Below are 26347 nucleotides of genomic sequence, written 5' to 3'. Positions count from 1 at the left end.
TAACAGAAGTACCCTTAACTCATTTCTTGCTAACTTTTGCTTATTCTCGACACCCTAACCAAACAACTGTAAATCAACACGATAAACAAACAAATCCATCTAAAACCTATTGATTAGGACCATAAATAAATTATAAACACTATAAAAAAGACTGTTTTTAACCAGATTATTTCAAGAAAAATGAGTTACAAGTCGTTATTAGAATATGCGATTTTATAAAAAGAAAATGAACTACATTCTTAATTTGTATTTAATACCAGACCAAGGGAGGTGCTTTTAAAATGATAATTATGATTTTTGTTTTTGACCAAAAAAGAAAAATTTAAAGCGCCATCTTTACCAATTTTTCGCGTCACAGATTGCGAAATGGCTTTAGCTTCTAGTGGAGTTTCAACTGGAACAACGATTGTAAGCATCGTCGTTTTTTCTCCTGAGGTAATTAATTCGGCATCCACATAAGGGATCTTGTTTAACTTTGCCGATTTCTGAAGTGGTAAATAAGCATGGTTGCCCTGTACATAATTAAAAGTGTCGTTTGTAATTATAATTAGTGCCATCATGCCTTTCTCTCCTTTAAGTAATAGGAAGTCATGATCATCGGATATTTCTATAGCTCCAATGGGGTGAATTCGGTTCTCTATCAATGCCCCTTTAGCACATTCAATTTCATCAAGCACAACACTTACCAAAGGTTTATCGAGAATTAAATGCCTGCGCCATAATTTAAGCTCTTTCTTGGGGTAGGCATTGGTACCATCCATCAACACATATTCGCGAGTATCACTGTAATTATATTCTAGCACATCACCACCTATGCCTTCATCCATGGGTTCCCCCCTCCATTTGCCTGGAATTTGTTCCTCTCCGTTAACGAAAATCACATTCTGGCCTTGGCTTCCTGCCTGTGGGTAGGTCCACCTTGCATCATCAAATGACTTTTCATCATACGGGATATTCCCTATGCCTCTAATATAACTTTCTCCTCTCCAATGTACACCCCAATCGCCGCAGTCTAAATGCCCGTGATGCGGATCGGTATGTCGTCCAGCCTTGGTAACTAGAGTCACCGTCTCTAAATCGGTAAAACTGGACCTCATAACTACATAATCAATACTTCGAAAATGTCTTGACTTTATTACAGGTTGAACAGGTTTAACAGTAGTTTCTGGAAAAATAATGTCCCAGAAATTATGTTTAGAAAGATTGTTTATTTTATTAGCGTACCAAGCAGCTTCTGGTGATTTCGTTTGGTCGGCCAATGCATTAAATATGGCACTATTGCGCGTGATCCGGTTACTGGTATCCCCAAAGTTAACTTTTTGATCTGGTGGTAATAAGCTCCAAAGAAAAAAACTTACTCCTTCCTTTTGAATACGGGGGTGATCCAGTAAAGAATATTTATTATTGGTTAGCCGTTTAAGCGGTTCCCCGTACAATATCGCCCATTCAATATTATTAAAAGCATAGCCTGTGCCTTCCTGCCAGCCACCGTCTTGCCCAATATTGTCATAGGCCCTCCAAATGCGGTTGTAGGATTCTGAAATCACATCTGTGAGTTGTGGGTCTTCTGTAAGTAATGCTAATGAAGCCATTCCAACACCACTGGCACAATGTGTAAGCCAGTTACACCGTTCTGCCGATGCCCACCAAAGGAAATCCCAATTACCACGAACGCGAAGAATGGCTTTTTCTAGTAAAGCCCCTCGAATACGATCGCGTTGCCGCACATTCATCCAGTTATAAATCCAATCATAAACCATGGCTAATCCGTGAGCCGTATGTGCAGCATAAAGGTCGAAATTAAAAACAACTTGATCATCTGGTACATTCCAAGGCATCACTCGACTATAAATAGTTGGAAACATATGGGCTCGATCTTCCCAATTTGGAACATCACAAACAACTTCTGCAAATTCGAAAGCCTTTTCAGCATATTTTGCTTCCCCTGTCATTTGATAAAGGAAAGCTAACTTTACAGCGCGCTTGCGGTTGTTATCAATGTATTTATGATAATCCCAGTTGCCGGTATAACGCGGATTCTTATCTGGAATCGGTGCGTTTTTTTCAACTGGCATGTGTAAATAAAAATTAGTTTCGGCTAGAAGTTCATCATAGACTGTGCTATATTTTGGGTTATTTGTAACACGATCTTGCAGTATGGAAACCGATTTCGAGGAGAAATACAAGTAAGGGTGTTTAAGGTTTTCACCTAGTGCTTGTCCAATTTCCGTTGGAGAAATCTGATGATTCATTTGCCCCCAACAGCATCCAGTAAAAAGAAGCCAAATGGTAACTAGCTCGAACGACAAACTCGAAAATTTATTCCTTTTATTCATGACATGATTATAGATTTATATAAGGTTAATAATTCCAACAGGCCATTAATCATTCATGTTATGGCGTGAGGTTGATAAACGTTTCAAAAATCTATAGTATACTTTAATGGTTTTAACAACCTAAAAAAAAACACTGCCAAGGAGGTAAGACCTTGACAGTGTTCCAGACTAAACTAACTAAAAATTTTTATAAAAGATTCATTAAGAAATCTATATTTATTAATTATACTGAACATATTCACCTTCAAAAGCAACCTGTTAATTCTTGTTATTCATCGCATTCGCTCATCTTACTGTGATGGTGTTACTGCCAATTTTATATTATTGATTAATAAAATTGTCTACATCATCTACTATAATCATTTCTCTTTTATCAGCTTCACGCGTGGTCATTTTCACATTTTTGAATGTCACATTTTTTGCATGTCGAATATAAGCGCCCCAAGATGGAAGTATTCCAAAAAAATATTGTTCTGGATAACGTGCTACATCTTCAGCCACAACTCTTTTCGCATCCTCCTTGGTGCCTAAACCTGGATATGAAATCTCGATATTTTCCAGAACCACATTTTCAATGTAATGACCAGGAATCCCGGCTATCATTATAGGTCCTGCCTGTGCCCGCTGTCTATCTGTATATCCATTGGGGTTGCTTGAATGCCCTGCTTGAACCGGAGGAATCACTACCTCTGCTACCAAATCGGTTATTCTAATATTTTTAACAGAACCTATTGGTGCGCCCTCTGGCTTCGCATCGGCATCTTGAATTTGCTCGGTGAAATTTTCATAAATTCTACCTCTATTTCCCAATCGTATGAATAGTGGACTACCCACATTTTTCATGGTGATTCTTGAAATATTAATATTTTCCATTTTACCGCCATCTACTAATTCTAGTTTGATGCCTCCCATTGGGCAATCATAAAAATAATTATTAGAAACATCGATATCTATAAAACCACCAGCTGAAGACGTACCAAACTTAAGTGGAGAAGTATGACTTTTTACAATATTGTTTCGAATAACATAATTACGACAAGGATTTAGAGAGCTTTTTAGGCAAATACCATCATCTCCAGACTCTATGTCGCAGTTTTCAATACGTACGTTTTGACAGCCATCGATGTCTAATCCATCATTATTAACGTTATTTCCCGCAAAACGTATGGTAATACCATCAATATGAATATTTGTACCGTCAACAATATGAACGCCCCAAAATGCTGGACGTTTAAAAGTAACCCCAGACAATTTCACCTGATTACAATTTTCAAACCGTACCAATCTTGGTCTTGGCAAACGCTTTCTACTTTTCCCTTTACCTTCTCCCCATTTGGGGAATGCTTCTGGAGTGCCTCTTCCGTCAATAACACCAAGTCCTTCAATAGTAATATTGGAAGCATCTTCGGCATAAATTAAACACATTGAATTGGCCTCTTCTCTTGCAACTTTAAGGTCATGGCGGTAATCATCGAAATTCTGACTACCTAATAAATGCGCACCAAAGTCTAATGATAAAGTGACATTGTTTTTTAAAATAATGGTGCCGATATGGTATTTCCCAGCAGGAACCCGAACAACACCACCTCCAGAATTCGTACAAGCATCTATGGCCTTTTGAAAGGCTTTAGTATCTAAAGTGATGCTATCACCTACTGCACCCTTGCTTCTAACATCGATCACATTATCATTAAAATTGATATTCGTGGCATAGAAAGGCATTTGCGCGAAACTGATACTACTAAAAAATAGACCAAAAATTGCAACTAATATGTTTTTCATATATGTCAAATTTATTTTAAAACCGTTTACGATTTATTTACAAACTCTACATGGTCCAACTTCACAACGACTGTATTAGGCCATTTTCTGTCGTTGTATAATCGTTGTGCACGCATTACAGAAAGGAACAAGCCTTCTGTTTTTTGCTTAAATGTAGGCTCTGGATTTACGTCTTTTTGGTATTCAAGTACTTTACCATTATGACCTAAAACCGAAATTACTGTTTGCTTCGTTGCTCTCAATTCATTTAAAACAATCTCTTTACGTTCGCCATATTTCCAACGGTTTTTTCCCGAAAATTCTGTAAAAAAAACATATACAGACTTAGCGTCTTTGGATTGTGTGTAGTAAACTCCTTTTTCACCAATAATTGGGCAAGGACGAATATCATGGATGGATTCATCATTAACAAACATCCATAATCCAAGTTCACGAAAAACACGTTCTTGTTCAAAAGGAATCACTCCAGTTGGATCTGGCCCTACATTAATTAATAAGTTACCTCCCTTGGCACGGGTTTCTATTAACATGTTTATTAATGTTGTGCCTGATTTATAATCTTCATTAGTAGGTTTATATTGCCACTGCGTGCCTAAAGTAAAACAAGACTCCCACGGTCCAGGAATTGGTTCTTTTGGCAACCTTTGCTCTGGTGTAGCCATTTCCCCTCGGGTTACTAAGCAATTTGGTTGTAATGTGTGCACATATTGAGTTAGTTTTTCCTTTTCTCCTCCATCAAAAAACACCACATCAATGTCGCCATAATTACTAAAAAGTTCATCTAACTGCTTTTTGTTATAAGCCATCAGACTCGCCTTTTCTTTTCCTGAAGTCCCGACACGACGAACAGTTTCTCCAAAATTATGAAGGAATATAAAATCTTCTGGAGAAAAGTAGAACCCTACCTTAATGTCGTATTTTCTACAAGCCTCCACATACTCCTTTACGATATCTTTTCCGTAAGGCGTGTTCATTATATTGAAGTTGGTAGTCTTCGTATCCCACATGCTAAATCCGCTATGGTGTTTCGTTGTAAATACCATGTATTTTACTCCCGCTAATTTTGCGATTTCCATCCACTTATTTGGATCGTATTGTTCTGGATTAAACGTTTTAGGGACTTCATTAATATAACGTTGTAAATAGGTATCTGAAGCCCCCACCATAGAATGACTAATTACAGAACCAAGCTGTGAATCTAGAGACCAGTGTACAAACATACCCAAGCCCCAGTCCATAAATTCTATATCGCGTTCTGGATTGTTTACCAACTTCCCTTTAGTTGCCTCCTGATGCCCTTGAGAGAAGGACTTAAAACAAAGTACAAATGAAAAACAAAGCAGTATAGCAATTCTTAATTTACTCATATATTTCTATTGATTAACAAAACCTTCCACATCATCAAGAATAATCATCTCACGTTTATCCTCTGATCTGGTAGTCAATTTTACATTTTTAAATTCTATATTTTTCGCATGACGTACATATGCGCCCCATGCTGGTAGGACACCAAAGTAAAACTGCTCTGGGTATCTTTTTTCGTCTTCGGAAACTTGGTTGGCACGATCCTGCTCTGTTCCACCACCAGGGAATGAAATTTCTATATTTTCTAAAGTGACATTCTCAATATGATGTCCAGGAATTCCTGTAATCATTATTGGTCCTGTTCTTGTTTTTTGTTTTTTAGCTAACTCGTCTGGGTTTTGATTTTGTTTGGTTAAATCTCTTTTTTTATAAACGGCTTTTGCCTCATCCTCAGGAGACTCAGCAGTAACTTTAGCAACTACATCACTTATGTGAACATTTTTAAGCGTACCTACCGTAGCGATTTCATTATTACCATCCTTGTTAAAACGATGTGCTCTATTTCCTAAGCGCAAGAAAATGGGGTTTCCAACATCTTCCATAACAATTCTTGAAATCGTGATATTTTCCAATTGTCCCCCATCGACCAACTGAAGTTTAATACCACCCATTGGACAATTGTAGAAATAACAATTACGCATATTGATGTCTATAAAACCACCTTGAGATGACGATCCAAATTTAAGTGCCGCTGTGTTACTTGACACGCGACAATTTTGAATCGTAAAATTTCTACACGGATTTAGGGAGCTTTTCAAACAAATGCCGTCATCTCCAGCATCAATATCACAGTTTTCTATACGTACATTTTGACAACCATCAAGATCAAGGCCATCATTATTATAATTATTATTTCTAAACTGCACCGTTATACCATTGAAATGCACATTCTTACAATCAATAAGATGAATTCCCCAGAATGCAGGCCTTCGAAATGTGACCCCAACGAAATTCAATTGATTGCAATTTTCCATACGAATAAGGCGTGGGCGTGGGTTTCTTTTCCCCCTAGCAGGTCCACGAGGAAACGCTATGTGTGTGCCTCTTCCATCAATAACACCTAAGCCTTCTATAGTTATGTTTGTAGCATTTTCAGCAAATATCAAACACTCTACATTGCCTTCTCTTGGTTTGGTGATATTGGTAGCGTAATCTTTAATATTTTGGCTGCCCAAAAGTGAGGCGCCATAATCAAGAGAAAGGGTTACATTACTTTTTAATTGTATGGTTCCAATAATGAAATTTCCAGCCGGTACCCAAACAGTCCCACCACCACTACTCGAACAAGCATCAATTGCAGCTTGAACTGGTTTAGTATTCATGGCTAAACTGTCTCCAATAGCACCAAAGTCTTTTACATTAAATAGCCTATTGGTAATATCTAGGGGTGTTTTTGGCGTTATTGCATGTAAACAACTGCCTGAAATTACAACACAATAAACAAAAGTAAACAACCATTTTTTCATCAATATATTTTTTTTTCGTAAAATTCAAATGAATTTTAATATCCTTATTTCCAATTAATTTTAGCTTCTTTTGTTTCTAGGTTTACCCAAACCGAAGCATATTCATAATTTCTTGTGAGTTCCCAACCATTAATTTTCATAGCGTTTAATGGCTTCCCTAAAGGTTTTTCAAACTCTGGATACCAATCAAGGCAGCCCATTTCCATTCTATACCCCCAATTATATATGAAATAACAATTGTTTTGGGCGCCTACTAAAAAAGACGCTAAAGGGAACGTGATATTTTCACGTGCTATTTTTTGCTTTACTTTTAAGGGCTTTGCCATGATTTCTTTATCTAACCAATCGAAACCTGGCCAACCTTTAAAAACAACGATACTACCTGCTTTACCTGATTTTACCATTTCCTGGATATCCTTTAACATGCTCTCTTTTGTAGTGCTGTTAAAATGCCCGAAATGCTCAATCATAACTGCATCTGTTTCATTTTGATAGGCATTACCTAATTGGTATTGAGGTGTCGATCGAATACCATTATACACTATTAGCTTATCTGCCCCTAGTTTTTCTCTGGTTTCTATGATAATATCATGAAGCCCTTGTTGAACGGCATTGTATTTATCAATACCCCATATTTTTTTATTCCTTGCTGCTTTAACTTGTGCGAAGGCATCCATAAATACACCGTCACAGCTACCATTAACAACAGCTTTTTTTGCAACTTCGGTCCACCAATCCCTTACTTCAGGATTTGATAAATCGTATCTTTTAATATTTGCGTTTTTTAAATCCAACGCACCTGTCGTGGTTTTCAACCACCATTCTGGATGTTTTTGATACTCATCATGTGCTTTAAACATGGGATAGTCTAAAAAGGTGTTCCAATAAAAAATAACTTTCATATTGGGATTATACTTTTTTAGCTGTTTAGCCTCATGTTCTATGGCATCTTCTGTATGTTGAAATTGAACATTAGCATGCGCTTTTTCAAGGCATATGAAATTTGATTTTGAAGCAACAAATTTCGCCTCCTTTTTGGTAAGTAAACGTCCTCGTTTTCCAAAATGAAAAGCAACTGGGACTTTATCCCAACTAAAATCTGGATAATTATTATGCTGAGAAAAAGCTATCGAACATATAAAAAAACATAAGAAAGCAAATAACATTTTCATTATCTCAAGCTTTTGTTTTAAAAATTTATTGGAATCATACCCGCTAGCGTTTGGTATACGACAAAAAACTAAACAAAAAATAAGTTAAAAGGGCACCCCTTTCGATGCCCTTTATAGTATTCAAGTTCTACTTATAACCAGCGTTTTGGTACCAGTTATTCTCTGAATTTAATTGCATTTCAGATTCTGGAATAGGCCATATCCATTCATGATCAGGATAAGGATAACGGTTAGCATAATATAATGCACCTACTCTTCTATAATCACCTGCGGCTCCTTGGGCTGGACTCCAATCCAGATTTATATTGGCAGTTGCAGAAGCCAATCTATTTGTTCTTCTTAAATCACTTTTACGTTTAAACTCGGCATTAAGCTCTACCCTTCTTTCTTGTAATACAGCATCTCTAAAATCGGACTGTGCTAAACCAGGTGTTAAGTTCGCTAAACCTGCTCTGTTTCTAATCTCATTAATAGCATTATAAGCATCTCCATTTGGACTACCATCTGCTTCATTTTGAGCTTCAGCATATATTAAAAGAGCATCTGCATAACGATAAAGAATAATGTTTGAGTTCGTATACTGAAAGCTTGTTCCTTCCTCACCAACATAGTAAGAAATATCGATATACTTTCTAAAAGTAGGCTGACATAAATAAGTACCGCCATCATTAGTATCGAAACGTGTCAAGATACTATAATCGCGTCTTTCATCTCCAGGCTCGAAAGCATCATAAAAATCTGGAGTTGGAATATATCGCCCCACACCAGGAGGATTTCCTGGGAAATCCATTTGTCTTACAGTTTGAGTAATACCCTCAGAAATTAATGGTGTATCATTAGCACCACCCCAGTATCCTACCCCAAAAGCATGAGGATTACTTTCACGACTCATCCAATTCCCTAATCCCAGTACCGGGTAATAAGAAATTTCTAACATAGACTCTGGCGTAAACGGATTATCAAGATCCCATGACATGCCATATGCAGGCGTAACAATTTTACCATCAACTTTTCCTACTGTATTTAATGCGTGTGGTGAATTATCAATAATATCCTTAGCTTTTTCTTTTGCTAATTCCCAATTAACTGGATCTCCTTGTACCTTATCACCTTTCGAGGTCATTCTCCAACCCGCTCTGGTTAAGTAAACATCTGCTAAAATAATTTTTGCAGACCACTTTGTGATATGCCCATCATGCAATTGGTCTTTACAAAATTCTTCGGCAAATTTTAAATCTGGTATGATAATATCATCGTAAATAATATCTGTATCTACCCTTTGTTTTTTAAAATCGGCTTCAACTTTTACAGCCGAATCCATAAGCGGTTGATCTCCCCAATTCTTCACTAGGTGAAAATAATAAAGGGCTCTTAAAGCTCTTGCCTCCCCTAATATGGCATTTTTCTCATCATTATCCATATCTATAGAAGGGACATTCTCAATGACATTATTGGCTCTACCAATACCTCTCCACCAGTCTCTATAAATATCAAAACGTTCCCACATATCGGTTGTAGAGGACACCGTGTGGCTACCAAAATCGTCATCAGACCGATTTACTTGATCATCAGTATATGCATCTACACAAGCCCACCATCTATTATGTTGTGAGTGTAGTTGCTCATAAGCCCCGTCAACAGCAGTTCTAGCATCTCCTTCAGTTTGCCAATAATTACTCGCAGAAATAAAAATTGGTGGTTCTTCAACAAGATAATCTTCACAGGAAGACATCATTCCTATAATCGCTAATACGCCTATTTTAAATTTTATATTCATTTTAATGTTTTTTTAGTTAGTTGTTTAGAATTTTATATTAGCACCCAAAGTAATTACTCTTCCTACAGGATAAGCCGCATTGTCATGCCCCATAGATGTTGCATTGGACCCCGCTAAAGACACATCTGGACCTAGCCCAGTATATTTAGTCCACACTGCTAAATTAGATCCTGACACATACACTCTGAAACCCTTGAATTTTATCTTTTCAAGCACCGTATTAGGTAAACTATAACCTATTGTTAGGTTTTGAATACGAACAAATGAACCATCTTCAATAACCATATCACTAAAAGGAGCTCTTCTATCATTGGATGCATCCATTCTTGGCCATTCATTATTTTGGTTTTCTGGTGTCCATCTGCCAATAGCATCGGTAATTGACTGACTTCCATTAAACGATAATAGCTCTAGATTAGGAATATTTGCAACATCTTTATTTAATTGAGAATCGATAAAAATACTAATGTCTATGTTTCCAATTGTAAATGAATTATTTATACCAAACATATAATCTGGTTGTGCCTGACCAATAATTTGTCTATCATCTTCTGAAAGTTCCCCATCATCATTTATATCCTCATAAAGTTGTTCTCCTGGACGATTCTGAGTACCATTTTCAGGAACTCCTCCTTTAAATCCATTAACAAAAGTATAGGTTGCAGCAGGATTGGCTTTATATTTATTAACACGTTCTTCTTCAGTAAGTCCTTGAAATTCAACAAAATCATCAAACTGAGCAATATTTTGTGTTTTATACCCCCAAAATGTTCCTACTTCTTCTCCAATTATTAAGCGTTGTGAACCTCCAGAAATATACCCCGGATCCCATCCGCTAAACACATAATTAGATGCCATGTCTTGAATTGTTGTTTTACCCGTACTAAAATTAGCATTTAGTGTCCATGAAAAATCTTCAGTAGCAACAATATTAGCCGTTATACTTGCTTCAAAACCTTTGGTTAATAAGGTTCCGAAGTTTTTAGTGTAATTTTCAAAACCTGATTGAACTGGTATTCTATTTCCAGAAAATAATAAATCATCAGTTAATTTTTCGTAATATTCAAAACTTCCCGAAATTTTATTATGTAACAACCCATAATCTAAACCTACATCAAATTGTGTTGTCGTTTCCCAAGTTAAATCCGGGTTAGGCAATTGCTGTTGGTAGTATACGGCTGTTGGTTGTTCTCCAAAAGGAAGTATCCCGCTACCATATTGATCTAATGATTGATAAGGTTGAATAGCTTGGTTACCAGAAGTACCGTAACTAACACGTAGCTTCATATTAGATATGACATTGGAATCTTTCATGAAATTTTCCTCAGAAAGTTTATACCCAAAAGCAGCTGCTGGGAAAAATGCCCATTTTTTATTTGATGCAAATTTTGAAGCGCCATCGTAACGACCAGTAACAGTAAATAAATACTTTCTATTAAGTGTATAATTAACCCTTCCAAAGAAAGAGGCTAACTTATTATTCGTATACTGTACGATATCTGGATCATAAAATGTTGCAAGCCCTGGTGTATAATAGGTAAGTAAATCATTGGCAAACCCGTAATTAGATACACGTACCGTTTCTGACTCATAAGACTCTAACGATTGACCTAAAACTGCATTAAAGGCATGTAGTTTACCATATTTTTTGTTAAAATTTAATGTATTTGTCATTGACGTTGATAGGTGTCGGCCGTCTCCTGTTCTTGCGGTTCCGCCTTCAAGGCCAAAACCTAAAGTATTTAGCTGATAGTATCGCTGTGTCGTATTTCTATTCTGATAGCCCAATTGCGTTCTAAATTTCAACCCATCTATAATATCATATTCTAAATACACATTTCCCTGTATCTGCGTTAACACATTCTCATAATTATTAGCCTCTAAAGCAGTTAATGGTGTAAATGTATTAGGGTCTAAATCTTCATCATCGGCATCCAATCCATTAGTAGGAGCAGCCCTAAGGGCTCTACGAATAGCGTTTGACGCCCCTTTAAGTTCATTAACACCTGTATTGACAGCTCTTTGATCGGAAGTTATATGTGCATAATTTACATTAACACCAACCTTCAATTTTTCTTTAACTTTAGCATTAAGATTGATCCTAGTTGAAACACGATTAAAATTAGTTTCAGGAATAACACCTTCAGAATCAAATAAATTAGATGAAATAAGGTAATTCATAGCTTCAGTACCACCACTAAAACTTAAATTAGTATTAGACCTTGTTCCTAAACCTAAAACACTTTCCTGCCACTTTGTTGTTGGTAACAATCCTGCCCTTGCTGAATCTAGTTGTGTAATATTTTCAGGCTCAAGAGTACCACCTCCATTTACCTTGGCTTCCATTTGTAACCTAACAAAGTTGTTAGAATCTAAAACATCAATATAGCTAGGCACCTCAGTAAGCCCATAATCGGTTTGGATGGTTATTACACCTTTTCCTATTTTCCCTTGTTTTGTTGTAATTAAAACAACACCATTAGCACCACGAGAACCATAAATGGCTGTTGAGGAAGCATCTTTAAGAATTTCTATAGATTCAATATCTTCAGGATTAATCATTGACAAAGGGCTTAATGATGCACTTGCCTGATCTTGATCACCCAACCCTGATGATGAGTTATTCTCCAATGGTACACCGTCAATTACATATAAAGGATCACTTCCACTTAATGAACTAATCCCTCTAATTCTAACATTCGCGCCACCACCTGGTTGTCCAGAGCTTTGTTGTACAACTACACCTGCAGCTCGCCCAGCCAAGGCTTGATCGAAACTAATAGCGCCAATTTTTGTTAATTCCTCTCCTTTAACTTGAGACACCGACCCTGTTAAATCACTTTTCTTAACAGTCCCATAACCCACAACAACAATTTCTTCTAATTCTTCATTAGAATCATTTAAAGCAACATTTATAACAGAAGCGGCACCCACCGTTACTTCTTTATCTTCCATTCCAATGTAGGAGTACGAAAGCACCTCTCCAGTTTGGGCCGATATGGAATATTCTCCATCAAAATCGGTCATCGCACCTCTTTTACTTCCTTTTACAATTACTGAAGCTCCTGGCATAGGAACCCCGTCTTTATTAGTTACTTTACCCGTAACCTCCTTCTGTTGTGCAAAAAGAGATAGTGATGCCATAACTAAAAAAATGCTTAAAATTTTTTTCATGGTATTATCGTTTAGTTTGTGGTTAGTTATTTTTTTTGTTAAATATTTACAGATAATAAAACTGCTCGCCTACGTTGATAAAACATTAACAGATTCTTAGTAAGAATTTATATCCGAAAACAAACTTATTTATTTATTTCAAAATCCAACCATTTATAATTATCTATCTTTTGCTCAATCCACGCACATGATTAAAGACAGGGTAACATGTTGATTATAAGATATTTAAAAATGTGTATTTATATTTTTTTTATCAAAACGCATAATCTAAAAACCTGTTTATCAACAATAAAGCCCTATTTATTATTCAAACAATCTTAAGAAGGCTATTGAAACCATGATTAATTATTTGAGTCTTATGTATAATTGGATTTAAACTACTTTTTTTTTTAATTTTTTTTCTTCAAAAACCTATAAGCCACACACAATCAATGTCATGCTGTATTTTCACTAAAAAGAAGATTCTAAAAATTATCATTACGTAATTGGTCAACTCAGGTATTAAATCAATTATAACGTGTAAGTAAATCGTGAAATTAAATTGGTATTACCTGTCTTGCCATTTGATAAAGGACAAAAAAAAAGGGCTCGACAAAGTGTCAAACCCTTTTATATTTAAACGTTAAGGCGGTCGTAACAGCCAAACTCAATGAGGTTAATTATTGCTTCATAAACTCTGAAGGCAACATGCCGTGTGTTTTTTTAAATGCTGATGAAAAGTAGGAATTCGACTCGATCCCAACGCTATACATTACCTGACTAACATTCATCCCTTTACCATTTTGTAGCAATTCTGCCGCTCGTTGTAAACGGTAATTTCTTAAATAAGCATTAGGAGCTTGTCCGGTAAGTTGTTTTAGTCTTCTATAAAACTGAGACGTACTTAAACCTATTTGATTTGCTAAATCTTCGACACCAAACTTAGAATCGGAAATATTTTTTTCAATTTTACTAGTAATTTGATCCAAAAACAATCGATCTCTACTTGAAATCTCAATATCATTATTCTTATCAGGAACCGAGCTGTTTTTTTCAAAATATGATTTTAACTTAATGCTATTAGATATAAGTTTTTCTATACGTAACTCTAAATGCTTCAATGTAAATGGCTTACTAATGTAGGCATCTGCTCCAAATTCAAGTCCTTTAATTAGATCTTGATCATTACCCAATGCCGTTAACATAAGTACAGGTATTTGACAAATTTCTGTATCAGATTTTACTCTTTCACAAAACTCAAAGCCATCCATTTCAGGCATCATCACATCACTAATAATTAAATCTGGTTCAGACTTCTTTAATAGCTCTAAACCCTCTACCCCATTATTCGCCAAAATAATATTATAGGTATCTGAAAGCGAAACCGTTAAAAACGTTTGAACATCAGTTTCATTTTCTACTACCAAAATAGTACGTTTGTCTGCATCCTTTATAGCGACATTATTCTTTTTAACATTATTACTTTCAGAAATAACAGGTAAAAAATCTTTTACAAATGATTGGGCGTTATCAATTAATATTTCTGGATCCAAATCTTTTGAATCCGTTAAAGGAATCAATACTGAAAAACAGGTTTCCACATTTGGCGTACTCTTAACATGAATAGTCCCCTCTAACAAATCAACTAAAGTTTTGCAAAAAGCCAATCCAATACCGCCTCCACTAACTTTATTGTTTTCATTTCCTAATTGATAAAACCTTTCAAAAATATTATCCAATTTTTCAGGAGCAATACCTTTTCCATTATCAATAACATTAATACTCATCCATTTTTTCTCATTAACAAGCACTGTTTTTAATTCAACACTTATCGTCCCATCTTCGGGGGTGTTTTTAAACGAATTTGAAAGTAAATTAAAAATGATTCGTTCTTTTTTCTCAATATCGACAATGACTTCCTCACTAGCATTACTTTCTATTTTTGCTACAAAATTTATATCCTTTTCTATGGCATAAGTTTCAAATGCTTCTTTAATAGGATCCATAAATGCTTCTAAAGTCGTCTTAGATAATTTTAATTTTACAACCCCATTTTCGGCCTGACGAAACGTAATTAACTGATCAACCAGACTTAACAAACGGTTGGTGTTTTTCTTCATGATTTCAAAATACTTAGCGCTGGAAGCATCTTTGTTTTGTTCAATAAGGCGCTCCAGGGGAGCTACGATTAAAGTTAGTGGTGTTCTAAATTCATGAGATAAATTAGTAAAGTATTTAAACTTTCCATCGTTAACGGTTTCCATCCTTTCTTTATCTATCTTCTCATAATTTAAACGTTGTTTTAATAATTCTAACTTTACAAAATAAACAATAACACCAATAAGAACAGAAGCTACTAATGCCGTAAAAAGAAGATAACTCCACCATGTTTTATACCAAGGTGGTAAAACAATAAGCTTTAAGGCCTTTGTTTCACTACTCCAAATTCCGTCTCCATTGGCTGCTTTAACTTTAAAGACATAATCTCCCGGCGATAAATTTGTATAGGTTACAAATGCTTTACCCATATTTCTTTCCAGCCATAAATCATTAAATCCTTCTAATTTATATGCCAATTTATTTTTGGAAGGTGTTGCGGTGTGTTCTACAGCCAAATTAAAAGTTAAATTATTATGGTTTTTACTTAACTTGATTTCTTTGGTTTCAGAAATTGATTTCTCCAAAACCACTTCTCCATTTAACTCTTCCTTTATTTTCACCGACTTATTATTAATTAATAAATCTGTAATTAAAACTTTAGGTGGTTTCTTATTTAACTGAATTGTAGATGGTTTAAATACTGTTAAACCATTAAGTCCTCCGTAATAAAAAAAACCGCTTTTGCCTTTAAAATATGCGCCTAGTCTAAAATTATTATGATTCAACCCATCACGAACATCAAACACGTGCACTTTATTACTGCCATGATTTAGCTTCATTAGTCCTGAATCTGTACTAAACCAAAGGTTTTTATCTTGCTCTAGGATACTGTAAATGGCTTCATCAGCTAAGAGTTTGTTGTTTACAGAATAGTCCACATTAATAGGCATTCCTTTTGCATCTAGTGTAATTTTATTTAACCCAGCACCATAAGTTCCTATCCACAATACCCCATTGGCATCTTGGTTAATGGACAATACATTCGTACTATTCAAATGTATTTTATCGTTTTCATCGTCTGTATATTGATTTTGAATTTCCACTTTATCTCCGTCAAACTTACCTTTAAAAAGCCCTTTTGTTGTACCAAACCATAGGGATTTTAAATGATCACGAAACACAGTGAAAATTTGAAACGTATTTAGTTTAACAGTTTGTTTAACGTTAACCTTTACGATCTTGTCGCTAAAATTTTGCCAAGGATTTTCTAAAACAATGACCTCACCGCCAATTAACATCATTGTATTATCATCAAGCTGATAAAAATCACGAATAGTCCTATTGGAAAGCACTTCTCCATTATATTCAAAATTCACTTTAGCAAAACTCTTATCTGAAGGGTTATAAACTATCGTTGAAGAGTAACCTCCTATCCAAATAAACCCCTTTTTATCTTCATAAATACACCTTATGATTTCATTTTCTGGCAAGGGAATTTTATGTGACAAATTTTCAAACTTAAGGTTTGAAACAGTTGTTTCGCTCACTTTTTGAGTACTCTTACTTAATCTCTCATTGTACCCAGTAACCCATAAATAGCCTGATTTATCTTCTAATATTGAAGTGATTAAGTTATCAGGGAGCGAATTTGACTCGTATGGGTTATGTGAATAATTAATGAATTTTTTTTGATTATAATCCATTTTATTAATACCTCCCTGAGCAGTTCCTATCCATAAAACATCATATTCATCTAGATATAATGATTTGACATAATTACTACTTAATCCTTGAATATTTTTCCTATTATAATTGTAGTTTAAAAAAGAGCCATCGTTAGAATTATATTTAAAAACACCATTATTTTGTGTACCAACCCATAAATCTCCAAATTTATCCTTGTATAGTTCTGTAATTGCTCGGTTGGGTAAAACTTTATCTTTATCGTGCGCTCCTAAAACATGCAGCTGAGTCCCTTCAAACGTAGCCTTAACCAAACCTGTTTTTGTGCCCAGCCAATACACGTTGTTCACCTTAAGTATACTTGAAACATATTGATTATCGAACTCTGGATATTGAATTATTGTTTTTAAAAGCGGACAACTATTTTTACTTTCTTCTTCTTTGAAAGTAACCATTTTCAACCCTTTTGTAGTAGACATAAGGATGGATCCATTTTCTTTTACATAAAATTGATTGATAGTTTCATTATAAAAATCTGATTTTAGATAATTTTCCGATACAATAAACGCTTCTCTTTCAACATCTAGCCTGCAACAATATAATTCATGATTTCCAGAAAACCATATGTTATTATTAGGCCCTTCATATATACTCGTTATTTTAGTTTTAATATCTAAAGGAACTTTTAGAAATTTTTCCAACCAGGGTATATACACATTTAGTCCTTTATTAGTGCCTATCCATAATATACCATTCGAGTCATTAAATAGAGAGGAAATTTTATTACTAATTAGACGACCATTTGTGTTAGCATGTACTGTAAAAGGTTTAAAGGCGTAACCGTCATATTTAAATAAGCCATTAGGTGTTCCAAACCAAATAAAACCATAACGGTCACCTTCAATGGCATTAATTGTATTTTGATTAAACCCCTCCTTATTGGAAAAATATTCGATTTTTTGAGCAAAAACAAGCGTACTTAAAAGTAAAAAAGTAGTAAAAAATATTTTCTTGGGGTTTATCATATAATTTAAATGGAATTCTTTCATATTCAAAAACAAATGCTAAATCTTAAAAATAACACGACATAAACAAACATACTATTTTTCAGGTTTAATTGATCCAACTGAAATCAATCATTATTAACTCATTTCATTCAAAAAAACATGATATATATATTCCAAACCTATTTTAATTTAACTTGTCCAAGTTTACGTACATTTTGTTCTAACTCCTATTATAATTCTAATTTTTCCAAATGCCCATTTATGACATGCTTAAAAAAGTTGCCCTTTTCGCTGCCGGAATTTCACTTTTATCATTTTGTATTATAAATAATTTTAGTCAATTAGTAATTGAAAAACTAGAGACCTATTCCAAAGATTACCCTGAAAAAATTTATGTAAAAACAGACAAACCTTATTATATTATTGGTGAGGACATCTGGTATTCGGCATACTTGGTTAATGGGATCAATCATAAAGCTTCTAATAAAAGCAATGTGATTTATGTAGAATTAGTGAACGACCAAGACTCCATTGTATCTCGAAAAAAACTCTATACTAATGATATTAGTGCTGCCGGGGATTTTAAAATAAATAACAAATGGAAAGCTGGCACGTATATATTAAGAGCCTACACAAACTATATGCGTAATAGAAGTTCTGATTTTTTCTTTAAAAAAGAAATTCCTATTTGGGGTTTAAAAGAATTTACTCAGCAAACCGCCATAGATTCTATACCAAAAACAGCACCAATTAAAAAGGAATCTATGGCAAAACGACCAGATCTTAAGTTCTACCCTGAAGGCGGCTATTTAGTTAATGGTCTTCAATCTAAAGTTGGAATAAAAATAAAAGACAAAAAAAATAGAACCAGAAAAATTGAAGGCGTTATAAAAGACCAAGGGAATAATACCATTACCACTTTTAAAAACTTTGAGTTTGGTTTGGGACTATTTATGTTCACTCCCGAACCAAACAACAGCTATTATGCAAGTATTCAAATTAATGGCAAGGAAGAAAAATACGAACTTCCTAAACCGCTACCTCTGGGGTTTAATTTGAATTTATTAAACAATGGATCTGAAGTTATAATAAAGGTAAGCTCTAATAAAAACATTGGTCTGAAGCATTCCTTTCTTGTTGCTCACCAACGTGGAAAAATTATTTATCAAAAATTTGAAACTACTGCAACCAATTCTTATGCTATAAAATTGAATACTTCAGAATTAAATTCGGGTGTTATGAGCGTGTCACTGTTTAATAACGAAGGTAAACCGGAGTGCGAACGCCTAGTTTTTATTGATAACCCAAATAAAAACATCAATATCAACTTAGATACAACAGCTAAAACTCCTAATACAAAAGAAAAAATAACACTTTTATTAGATTTAAAAGATAAAAATGGCAATCCTGTTTCTGGAAATTTATCATTAACGGTCAATGATTTAGACCTAGTTGACAAGCATAGCAGCAATGAAAATATAAAAACATATTTATTATTAAATTCAGATTTAAGGGGTCATATAGAAAACCCTGGTTATTTCTTTGAAAAGGAAAATGACCCAAAGCGGCGGTTTTTACTTGATTTAGTCATGTTTACACATGGTTGGAGCAGGTTTACTTGGAATGAGCTTTTATATCAGCCCAAACCTAAACAAAATTACGCTATCGAAAATGGCATTATTATTTCTGGACAAACTTTTGCCCTAAAACAAAAAGGAAAACGTATTTCGGCTGCAACTAAACTCACCTTAATGGGATCTATACCTCATCAAGAAACAGCGCAATCTAATGCAAATGGGCAATTTAATTTTGGGCCCTTTGTTTTTTATGATTCCATTTCAACACTTGTGGAAGCCCGAGTAAAAGCATTTAAAAGCCCCTACAATAAAAATAGAGATGTTGAAATTTTTTTAAACAATGCCATTTATCCTAGCCCTCAAGTTACAGGCAGTAATATAATAAAGCCAAATAGTTTCAATAATTCTATAGTCACAAATTTTGTAGAACAATCGAAAAAAATATCGAATTATAACCTTCAGTTTTTAAATGAAACACAACGCCTTGAGGAAGTTACCATCATTGCGAAGAAACGATCTGAAGCCGAAAAACGAGAGGAAGCACTTAACGAGCGCGCCGATAATAATTCCCCAACCCACCGTATGGACATGAATGATGTACTTAATAGTGAGGCTTTTACTATTTTTAATCTACTAAATCGGCTACCTGGTGTAAGGGCCTTTAATGATTCAATATCCATAAGAAATGGTGGTCAGCCAAAAATATTATTAGATGGTATGGAAGTAGAAGTTAGTGACATCACTTTCTTAAGAGGATCTGAAGTTGAGTTCATTGATATTTTAACCGGTACATCGGCCGCGATGGTTAGCAATAGTGGCAACGGAGTTGTTGCCATCTACACAAAGCTAGGTAATGGAAATTTATTAAATGTAAAACGTAAACCAGACATTATCGATTTTTACTATCCTGGTTTTTATACTGCTAGAGAATTTTATTCACCAAATCATGCAGATAGTTTTAATGACTTTTCAAAACAAGATACTAGAACCACTTTATTTTGGCAACCAAAAATAGTAATCACTAAAAATTCTAAAGCTGAAGTTTCTTTTTTTACAAGTGAAGTAAAAACTAAGTACGCTATAGAAATTGAAGGCCTTACAACCGAAGGTGTTCCCGTTTACAATTTTTCGACTTTTGAGGTTGATTAAAAAAATTATAAAACGCATATTAATGCAAAATTTCGTGTTTATGTAAAACTTATCCCCGGCTCGCCATTAAACAAATTTTTATAATATTATTAATTATACAGCGCTAAATGAGGTGTTTCTTTCCCTAATTTTATAACTCCTAAAAATAACAGCCATTCTATAAATCATTTTTTACTTTTGAATAAAGGAGCATTATATAAAACCATATATTTAGACTAAAATAGCATTGGATAACAAGCAAGCAACCATCAAAGTATAGAAGGCCATGCACAAGAATAATCCATATTATTTGAAATTAAATCCCAGAAATAATAGCATGATCCAACACATAAAAACCTTAGAAATAATAGCAATTTTTATGCTAATACTATTTTCTAGTTCTTGCAAAAAGGCCCCCCATAAAGAAGTCACCATACTAAAAGCGGAGGTACCCAAGGAGGAGGTTATAGTTGAACCAACTTATAATTATGATAAAGATTTTATTTTAGGCAAGTTTGACTATAAAAAAGATAGCACTTTTATTAAAATCGATGCCCTCCATTCTTCTAAAACAATATATCTAAATAAGGAAGTTTATCTAGCCTTTAAGGAAATGTACCATGCAGCAAAAAAGGAAGACATAAACTTAGTTGTTATTTCGGGTACAAGAAATTTTAACGAGCAAAAAGCTATTTGGGAAAGAAAATGGAAAAAGTATGAAAACCTACCACCTCTAGATAGAGTGAAAAAAATTTTAGAATATAGCTCTATGCCAACTACGTCTAGGCATCATTGGGGAACGGATATGGATTTAATTCAATTAAAAAACTCATATTTTGAAAATGGAAAAGGTAAAAAAGCATACGATTGGCTCACTAAAAATGCTAATAACTATGGGTTTTATCAAGTTTATACTAATAAGGAAAACGGACGAACTGGTTATCATTTAGAAAAATGGCATTGGTCCTATTTACCACTGGCCAGCAAATACTTAAAATGCTACAATGAAAATGTGACCTATGACGATATTAATAACTTTAATGGTTCCGAATGGGCCGAAAAAGCTCAAATGATAAGCGAATATGTGAACGGCATTTCTATTAAAGCGAAAGATTTTTCAATGGATTAAATAATCCGAAAAATATTTTAAATTCACTCAATTTATTTTATAAAAAAGCATCTACATAAAAACACTTCACAAAACACTGATTTCCAGAAACTAAAACCAACACATTCTAATATTAAAAAAAACATTAAACCAATTTGCATTTTTCTAGTCTAAGCATCAAACTAAAGAATAAGGCCAACTTGAAGTAGGCTCGCGTGCTTCTATTAATAAGTCATAATATTTCATTCCGCAAAGATCATAGCGAAACGATTCTAGAAACAAAGCCCATTACAAAATAGATTATGAAAAACATTAAATATTTTTTTATCCTACTTAGTACAGCTATTATGATTACATCCTGTTCTAAAGATGAGCATAATAAGAGTGACGACACTAATGCTAGCACTTCAAAACCCAATATATTACTCATTATTGCTGATGATTTTGGTTTAGATGCCAGCCCTAATTATAATGTTGGTACGACAAAACCTAATATGCCTCATTTACAAGAATTATCAAATAACGGGATAACCTTCGATAATTGCTGGGCATTCCCTATGTGTTCTGCTACTAGAGCATCAATTCTTACGGGAAAATACGGTGTAAAAACGGGCGTGCTAAACGCTACCGATGCTTCGACAATAAACGCAAACGAAAAAACATTGCAGGCTTACTTAGATGATCAATTGGGTAAAACCTACAGCCATTCGATTATAGGTAAATGGCATTTATCTAATGGAGAGCCCAATCGCCCAACAGAAATGGGTATTGACTATTTCGCTGGATTATTAACTGGGGGTACAAAAAGCTATAACAGTTGGAATTTGGTTGAAAATGGAATAAGTAATCCCTCAACAGAATACATCACCACAAAAACAACCAATTTAGCTATCGATTGGATTAAAAATCAAGATAAGAATTGGTTTTGTTGGCTGGCATACACTGTACCACACACGCCTTTTCACTTACCTCCTAACCACATGCATTCACAAGGCAACCTACCTACAGACCAAGGCAGTATAGATGCTAACCCTCTACCTTATTTTATGGCCATGGCAGAAAGCATGGATTATGAAATTGGCCGTTTATTAGATAATATACCTCAAGATGAAAGAGAGAATACAATCATTATTTTTATTGGAGATAATGGCACTGCAGGTCAGGTTATTCAAAACCCTTATGTAAGCAATCGCAGTAAAGGAAGTGTTTATCAAGGCGGTATAGCCGTTCCACTAATTATTTCTGGAAAAGGGGTATCAAGATTTGGTGTACGAGATAATAACCTTATTTCTTCAACCGATTTATTTGCGACCATAGCAAATATAGCTGGAGTAAATGTAACCGATTATGAAAATAGCAAAAGTTTCTATGGTCTGCTTAATGACGATACAACCACTAAGAGAACTTATAATTATTCTGAAGTTTTAAATGATGTTCCTGCTAAATCTGGGTATACCATTAGAAACGATATTTATAAACTCATATGTTTAGACAATGACGCTAAAAGGTTTTATAATTTAATAGCAGATCCTTTTGAAACAAACAACCTTTTAACTAATCTTTCTACGGAAGAAGAAGCGGTTTACAACACGTTACTTCAAGAAGCAAATCGAATTAGAAATTAACACTTTAAACGAGATTGCAAGATGAAAAGCAATCACTTTTAGGATATATATATTTCCACTGTAGAAACACAGGAAACGGTAATGATTACCTTCAATATCCGGAGTAACTATTGCAAAACTATTGCTCCCCGAACGTGTTTATACTTGAATTACGAGCTTTAAAACAGCTGTTTATAAATAAATTCAGTCCCTGTTATATCTTTAATTACATTCTAAGTTATAGAATCAAAAAAAACGGTAACATGGACTGAAGTATTAAATTCATTTTCCGCCTTTACTTATGCTAAAAAAGGGGATGCTTACCAAACAAAAAAAAAACTAAAACACTGTATTTAAAGTGTTTAGTCATAAAACATTAAAACTCACGTTTACCAAATTCACTTTCTATAAATTTCGATTCATTCTTTCTTTTGTTAAAAGAATAAGTCAAATTAAGAAACACCATATCCACTTCATACACGTAGTTCGTTGTGGTATAAAAGGAACCTTCCTGCCAGGTGGTTATCCGTTGTTCATTGGTATCTAAAAGCCCCATATCTATATTTTGCCATTGCAGAGTAGCGACAAGTTGATTATTTAAAAAGGACTTTTTAAATGATAAATTAGGTGAATAAAACTGTGAATCTTCACCCTGTGCGGTTACACGATCGGAAAGATAATTAAAGTTGAATTGTAACGAAGCTGTTTCCGAAAAGCTATATGTAGAATTAATATTTAAAGAATACACAAAACTACTGGTATCTATAGGGTTTCCGTTATATGCGCCATCAATTGCAAAATTATACAAGTTTGCACCCACAAAATTATTCCATGATTCGGTGATTTTAAATTCTGAGCCCAGTTCCAGTCCTAAAGATTTTCCCTTCCCTACATTTGAATAGATTCTATTCAATATGGTGTCGTTATAAACGGTGTTTACACGGTTTACTAAATTTTTAACATCACGGTAATAAGCTGTTCCATACAGCGATGTTCCATTTTCAAAATCTTTAACCACGCCCACTTCTACCAAATCTATAAATTCTGGTTTCAATGTCGGGTCTCCCTGCTCTAAAGTTTCAGAGTGTTCACGCTCTGGAAAAGGATTCATTTTAAAAGAGGTGGTACGCTCAACACGGCGGCTATAAGCTGCCTTTAGCTTAAGATCATCATTTATTTTATATTGAACAGATGCCGATGGATATAATTTTACAAAATCGTAAGTGTATGTCGTATCTACAACACCAACCTTATCCTTTAAATACAAATCTCTATTCATGCCTTCCAAACGAAGTCCCACACTATAGTCAAACTTCTCTGTAGATTTATCCAATTGCACATAGCCAGAATTAATTACACGGGTTAAATCTACAGTACTAGAAAACTCTGGCACCAAAATAAAATCGCCAGTATTCAAATCTTTTCGCTCATAAATAAAATCACCTTTATGATCTAAATTACGGTATTGGTAACCAGCACTAATCTGACCTATATCCAAGGGTTTAAAGGTGTAATCTGCTTGAAAACGCACTCCGTTTAATGGATTATCATTGGTATTGAATTCTTCCTGAAAAATGATAGACCGGTCTGGATAGCCCAAGTTTTCGTTAGTAGTTGGGCCTCCTAAAAAGGTATATTCATATAACAAGGACGTTGATAATTGAGAGTCGTTTAAAAACGTATGGCTATAATCAAAGCTTGCAACTACAAAATCACTTTTACGAATTCGTAAATTATCATTCCAATACTGAAAGGTATATACACGATCTTGTTCTCCACCATCTGCTGGGGTTATCGCATGGTTGTCATAATACAAGATGTTTGCACGTCTGTCTTTAGATCGTTTTCCGGCATAAACCCCTAGTGAAAAACTATCATAATCATTAGGCGTGTAATCTAAATTTAAGCGTCCTGAATAATTTATTTCATCGAAACTACGCTCCCCGTCTGAAGGAAAACGTGTAAGCGTATCGTTAATAATGGTAGAAACATCACCTTCTCTTCGCCCAGATTTATCGTTACGTTGATAGCTCGCCCCTAAGGAAATATTCCATTTATCTTTTCTTAAATTATAAATAAAATCACCACCATAACGACCAGCAGGATCTTCATTATCATAATCTTCTATACTTGGTAATCCTAATTTTAAATTGATTTGTGTAAAAGCTCCATTTGCCGCACCTTTTTTGGTGATGATGTTTAAAATACCAGATTTACCTTCAGGATCGTACTTTGCTGAAGGTGCAGTAATAACCTCTACACGTTCAATCGCATTGGCTGGCAATTGTCCTAAAATTTGTGTGGCACTACTTTGTATGGGTTTTCCGTTTAATAGCAAGGTAAAACTTGTACTTCCGCGTAAAGCGATAGAACCATCGCCATTAATATTCACCGAAGGGACATTTCGTAAAATATCGACCCCATTTCCACCTTCTGCATTTTGAAAGTTTTTAGTTGAAAACACTTGTCGATCCACTTTATTGATAACCGCACTGGTGGTACCCTGAATGACAACTTCATTTAGCAGCTCTAAACTTGGATTTAACAATAGCGTACCTAATTCTACTAACTCACCATTTTTTAAAACTTTAAATACCGGAGTTAGTAATTTTTCATAACCAATAAAAGAAGCCTCGAGATAGTAATTACCTTTTTTAATGTTGTCGATATGAAAACGCCCTTCGGCATCTGTAATAACGCCTGTTACTAGAGTGCTATCCTTAACTTTATATAATGCAGCTGTACCATATTCTATGGCATTTTGCGCTTTGGAGTCTATAATTTTTCCTGTAACTTGAGCCGACACCAGGTTTGTTATTAATAAAAACAGCAGCAAAAAACCTGTTTTTAATTGAAATTTATCTGTCATTTATTATTACTTTTTTTATTCAGAATTCTACTAATTTTTTATTCACATGAATATGAAAAAAGTGTGCAAAATACAAATATTCACCGTCCCCTGAAATGTAAACATGCTGTTTATTTTTGTTTTATTTGCCTCGATTTTCATGTTTAGTTTTAACAGCTACGCAGGCTTTTAAACGTGGAATACTTAAGGATAATTCTAAAAAACCCTATAAGCTTGCGAT

General features: G+C 34.5%; 12 protein-coding genes. 3 read left to right on the top strand and 9 right to left on the bottom strand.

Annotation, left to right across the window (positions count from 1 at the left end):
- Window positions 1-239: 239 nt before the first annotated feature.
- The 8 genes from KO493_RS09550 to KO493_RS09515 form a co-directional block, all read right to left on the bottom strand.
- Window positions 240-2336 (bottom strand): heparinase II/III domain-containing protein, encoded by a 2097-nt coding sequence (locus tag KO493_RS09550; protein ID WP_216067732.1) that lies wholly within the window; start codon window positions 2334-2336, stop codon window positions 240-242.
- Window positions 2337-2657: 321 nt separating this feature from the next.
- Complete coding sequence (locus KO493_RS09545; RefSeq protein WP_216067731.1) at window positions 2658-4118, bottom strand: glycoside hydrolase family 28 protein; 1461 nt, start codon at window positions 4116-4118, stop codon at window positions 2658-2660.
- A 26-nt stretch (window positions 4119-4144) separates the two neighbouring features.
- On the bottom strand, window positions 4145-5485 hold the full coding sequence (locus KO493_RS09540) for an alpha-L-fucosidase (protein WP_216067730.1): 1341 nt from the start codon (window positions 5483-5485) through the stop codon (window positions 4145-4147).
- 6 nt (window positions 5486-5491) lie between these two features.
- Window positions 5492-6949 carry a glycoside hydrolase family 28 protein gene (locus KO493_RS09535; RefSeq protein WP_216067729.1) on the bottom strand — a complete coding sequence of 486 codons (1458 nt, stop codon included), beginning with the start codon at window positions 6947-6949 and terminating at the stop codon, window positions 5492-5494.
- Between the two features lie 44 nt (window positions 6950-6993).
- Window positions 6994-8121, bottom strand: a complete 1128-nt coding sequence (locus KO493_RS09530) for a putative glycoside hydrolase (protein ID WP_216067728.1) — start codon at window positions 8119-8121, stop codon at window positions 6994-6996.
- Window positions 8122-8248: 127 nt separating this feature from the next.
- Window positions 8249-9898 (bottom strand): RagB/SusD family nutrient uptake outer membrane protein, encoded by a 1650-nt coding sequence (locus KO493_RS09525; RefSeq protein ID WP_216067727.1) that lies wholly within the window; start codon window positions 9896-9898, stop codon window positions 8249-8251.
- Between the two features lie 24 nt (window positions 9899-9922).
- A complete protein-coding gene (locus tag KO493_RS09520) occupies window positions 9923-13072 on the bottom strand; it encodes a SusC/RagA family TonB-linked outer membrane protein (protein WP_216067726.1) in 3150 nt (1049 codons plus the stop codon).
- 659 nt (window positions 13073-13731) lie between these two features.
- Complete coding sequence (locus tag KO493_RS09515; protein ID WP_216067725.1) at window positions 13732-17883, bottom strand: hybrid sensor histidine kinase/response regulator transcription factor; 4152 nt, start codon at window positions 17881-17883, stop codon at window positions 13732-13734.
- 224 nt (window positions 17884-18107) lie between these two features.
- Between KO493_RS09515 and KO493_RS09510 the strand changes: the two genes are divergently transcribed.
- From KO493_RS09510 to KO493_RS09500, 3 genes are all read left to right on the top strand, one after another.
- Window positions 18108-20567, top strand: coding sequence for a TonB-dependent receptor (locus KO493_RS09510; RefSeq protein ID WP_216067724.1), 2460 nt, complete (start codon window positions 18108-18110; stop codon window positions 20565-20567).
- A 358-nt stretch (window positions 20568-20925) separates the two neighbouring features.
- A complete protein-coding gene (locus KO493_RS09505) occupies window positions 20926-21675 on the top strand; it encodes a M15 family metallopeptidase (RefSeq protein WP_252723202.1) in 750 nt (249 codons plus the stop codon).
- Between the two features lie 281 nt (window positions 21676-21956).
- Window positions 21957-23279, top strand: a complete 1323-nt coding sequence (locus KO493_RS09500; RefSeq protein ID WP_216067722.1) for a sulfatase-like hydrolase/transferase — start codon at window positions 21957-21959, stop codon at window positions 23277-23279.
- Window positions 23280-23634: 355 nt separating this feature from the next.
- On the opposite strand, the gene KO493_RS09495 is transcribed toward KO493_RS09500, so the two are convergent.
- Entirely contained in the window at window positions 23635-26127 is a 2493-nt protein-coding gene (locus KO493_RS09495) for a TonB-dependent receptor domain-containing protein (RefSeq protein WP_216067721.1), read from the bottom strand.
- Between the last annotated feature and the right edge of the window lie 220 nt (window positions 26128-26347).

The sequence above is a fragment of the Pseudotamlana agarivorans genome (assembly GCF_018860245.1).
GTDB lineage: Bacteria > Bacteroidota > Bacteroidia > Flavobacteriales > Flavobacteriaceae > Pseudotamlana > Pseudotamlana agarivorans_A.
The sequence above is the reverse complement of the archived record's forward strand: the minus strand, read 5'-3'. Positions and strand labels throughout refer to the sequence as shown.